The following is a 3,041-nucleotide window of genomic DNA, read 5'->3' on the forward strand; positions in this document are numbered from 1 at the left end:
AATTTCTATTTTCTAATTTCAACGTTCCGTGAACGCTTACGATATTTCCAAGTCGATTTAAAAAAATTATCCCTATCGATACCATCTTTAAATGTCCTTTTGCGTCTATATCCGGCAATAATATGATGAGGGGCACCCGGCGCATCTATTCTTGGTTGGCGTGGCATACAAACCGAATATCATAGTTCACGCACCCTGTCACCTTATAAACTAATGTCCGAATTCCGTCCCCGAACTCACAAGAGAAACGGATCGCCGCCTAATTTCTCCATACACAACATTTGACAATACCTCGACGATTCTATTCCATAGCCACCAGTGGTCGAACCTCAGTTACATCAAAGACCACACCGGCGACAATCATTTTGGCTGCCTCAGGCCCCGCATGCTCGGCTATGGCCTTTTTAACGCTGTCAAAGATGGGACCTGCTTTTTGAATCTCGCGAACTTTAAGATAAAGACGGTAACCTGGAGTCGTGAATGTAACCGGGCTTTCAGCAACACAGAAAAAGACTGCAAGGGGATTTTCCTCTAAATTTTTCAATGTCCGGTTACTGCTCAGACCCATTATAATGGTTCCATCTTCCGATAGCTGGGGGCTGCCGAAGTAGGCTACATTGGGCTGTCCCAGTTTATTTGCAGTACCAATGGCGCCTATGCGACCCGCTTTATTGACTATTTCAATAATTTTTTTGTTAATCTTTGTCATTTTTCCACCTTACCTTTTTAAAAGAGAAAATAGAATGTCGGGTCGATTTGTGGTAATGCCATCGACACCTGTCTTAATAAGTTTCTTCATATCTGATTTAGAATCAAGCGTCCAAACAATTACCTCAATTTCGATAGCATGAGCTTTTTTGACTATTTTTGATGTCACGTTTTTTTTATGGCCAATTGCATGACGATGATGAGTTATCCAGTATGTTCCACCTGCAGATTTTACTGCTTTTGGTATTGAATCAAATTCGTCGATATCTATTCCAGCCATCCAAGGAGAAGCACCGGGCTTATTCTTTTGGATAGTGTCAAAACTCTTTTTAGTGATGGTGACATAACCCGTTGGCACTTTTGGCATAATTTTCTGAAAATACATTAATATCTTCCAATCAAAGGATATAACAGTTACCCTGTCTGCGATATTTTCATCCTTGATTATCTTTGCAACTACTTTTGAAATTTCTTCACGTGACTTTGTCTCATCATGTTTTAAAGGAGAGAACTTTAATTCAATGAATAAGTGTGTCTTGTCGTCTGTTTTCTTTACTATCTGTATTACATCGCGCAGAGTCGGGATACGTTCTCCTTCTGCAGCTTTTTGACCTTTGTACTTTTTAGCATATTTTGACCAACGGTTCAGCTTTCCAACATCATAAGATTGAACTTCTGATAGCGTTAATTCTTTAATAAGGTGTCTATTTTTTATCCATTTCCCTTTTGCATCTCTAGTAATTGCAGGATTTAATCTAGAATCGTGGTAAACAACCGCTTCATTGTCAGATGTAAGATGGATATCCAATTCTATAGTATCAACTCCTATTGCCATAGCCTTTTTAAATCCTGCCAAAGTATTTTCCGGCAATAGCCCCGCTGCCCCCCTGTGCCCAATGACGTTTATATCGCCAGCTATAGCACTATTAGTTGTAAAGAATAGGAAAATGAAAGCAAAAATAAGGATTAGTATTCCAACTAATCTTTTGATGTTCATAATTACCTCCTTTCTTTGGGATTTGCTATGGAATAAGGGGTCATACTATTGACCCATGCTAATACTGTCTTGTATTTTTCCTATCTGGTTTTTAATTTTTCTGTAATATTTTTTAAGCCTCGAAATTCTTCATACATGATACCATACTTCGAGGTATTATATTCTAAGTGGAAGCGACATACTGTAAAATATAACATTTTATCTTCCATGGGTCAAAAGTAAACATGACCTCATTTTGTTCGGGCACCTTATTTAGACGAATGGAATTCAGCGGGTTAAACAATAATGTTGACAGAACATTATAAATGTATTACAAAATAGCTATATTTCGTAATACGAGAGGGGGTGGTTTGGTTGACGATTGTTACATCCACAATAAAAGGTCAAATAGTGATTCCTGCTGAAATCAGAAGGAAATATAGCATTGAAAAAGGAACGCGTTTTAAGGTGTATGAACAAAAAAATAAGATTATTGTAGAGCCTCTTAAAAGAGACCCGGTTCAGGAAGGAAGAGGAATGCTGAAAACAAAAGGGCGCATTTTAAAAGCCCTGGTAAAAGACAGACAAAGAGAGGCAAAATTATGACAAAGTATGTACTGGATAGTTTTGCGATGATTGCCTATTTTGAAGATGAACCAGGGGCAGATAAGGTAAGTGAAATATTAAGTACACTGATAAGACGTAAAGCTAAGGGATTTATGTCGGTGATTAACTGGGGAGAAATGTATTACAATACCATGAGGGAACAGGGTATTGAGGAAGCCGAAAGTGTTTTGACCCAGTTTGATAAATATCCGATTCAGCTCGTTGAAGCGGACAGAAGGTTGACGTATGAAGCGGCAAAGCTGAAAGCCAAATACAAAATAGCATATGCAGATTGTTTTGCTGCAGCCCTCGCTTCAAGCTTAAAGGCTTTGCTTGTTACAGGTGATCCGGAATTTAAGAAGATGTCGCACGAAATTTCAATTGAATGGATAGCTACAAAGGAAAAAACGGTAGTCATCCTGGATGATAAAAAGCTTTAGTGCTAAAATCAATTTTCTCAGCATCAGTGCCCTGCGTCTTGTCCTGCATAGCCGAAGGCGACGCATGAAGCTGGAGGCAAAGCATGGGTGCCCTCTTTCAGCCTTCGAATTTCTAATTTTCCCGAATTTCTTTCGTTAAAGACTGGATCTACGCTACGCTTCGACAAGTTTCAAGTCGTGAACGGCTATCCATATTTTAACATGTGCTTTCTTATGCGTACATTTTATGACAATTAATCACAAAACAACCTTGTTTTTTATGACAATTATTCATAAAACATACTTGACTTATCTGACTATTTGCAATGGGG

4 protein-coding genes are annotated in these 3,041 nt (G+C 38.5%); 2 read left to right on the forward strand and 2 right to left on the reverse strand.

From position 1 onward, the window contains the following. Positions 1 to 301: 301 nt before the first annotated feature. Positions 302 to 709 carry a pyridoxamine 5'-phosphate oxidase family protein gene (locus K8S13_RS18435; protein WP_291464816.1) on the reverse strand — a complete coding sequence of 136 codons (408 nt, stop codon included), beginning with the start codon at positions 707 to 709 and terminating at the stop codon, positions 302 to 304. 9 nt (positions 710 to 718) lie between these two features. Next, complete coding sequence (locus K8S13_RS18440; protein WP_291464818.1) at positions 719 to 1,705, reverse strand: glycerophosphodiester phosphodiesterase family protein; 987 nt, start codon at positions 1,703 to 1,705, stop codon at positions 719 to 721. Between the two features lie 354 nt (positions 1,706 to 2,059). On the opposite strand from K8S13_RS18440, the gene K8S13_RS18445 reads away from it, so the two are divergent. Further along, positions 2,060 to 2,290: an AbrB/MazE/SpoVT family DNA-binding domain-containing protein gene (locus tag K8S13_RS18445; RefSeq protein WP_291464819.1), complete on the forward strand. Its 231-nt coding sequence runs from the start codon at positions 2,060 to 2,062 to the stop codon at positions 2,288 to 2,290. Beyond that, positions 2,287 to 2,730 carry a type II toxin-antitoxin system VapC family toxin gene (locus K8S13_RS18450; RefSeq protein ID WP_291464821.1) on the forward strand — a complete coding sequence of 148 codons (444 nt, stop codon included), beginning with the start codon at positions 2,287 to 2,289 and terminating at the stop codon, positions 2,728 to 2,730. The genes K8S13_RS18445 and K8S13_RS18450 overlap by 4 nt, the downstream gene beginning before the upstream one ends. The last annotated feature ends 311 nt before the right edge of the window (positions 2,731 to 3,041 follow it).

This window comes from Desulfobacula sp. (assembly GCF_021107415.1).

Bases quoted from the DNA above. Each gene is read 5' to 3' on its own strand.
- K8S13_RS18450 (WP_291464821.1), top strand. From the start codon at position 2,287: ATGACAAAGTATGTACTGGATAGTTTTGCGATGATTGCCTATTTTGAA.
- K8S13_RS18435 (WP_291464816.1), bottom strand. From the start codon at position 709: ATGACAAAGATTAACAAAAAAATTATTGAAATAGTCAATAAAGCGGGT.
- K8S13_RS18440 (WP_291464818.1), bottom strand. From the start codon at position 1,705: ATGAACATCAAAAGATTAGTTGGAATACTAATCCTTATTTTTGCTTTC.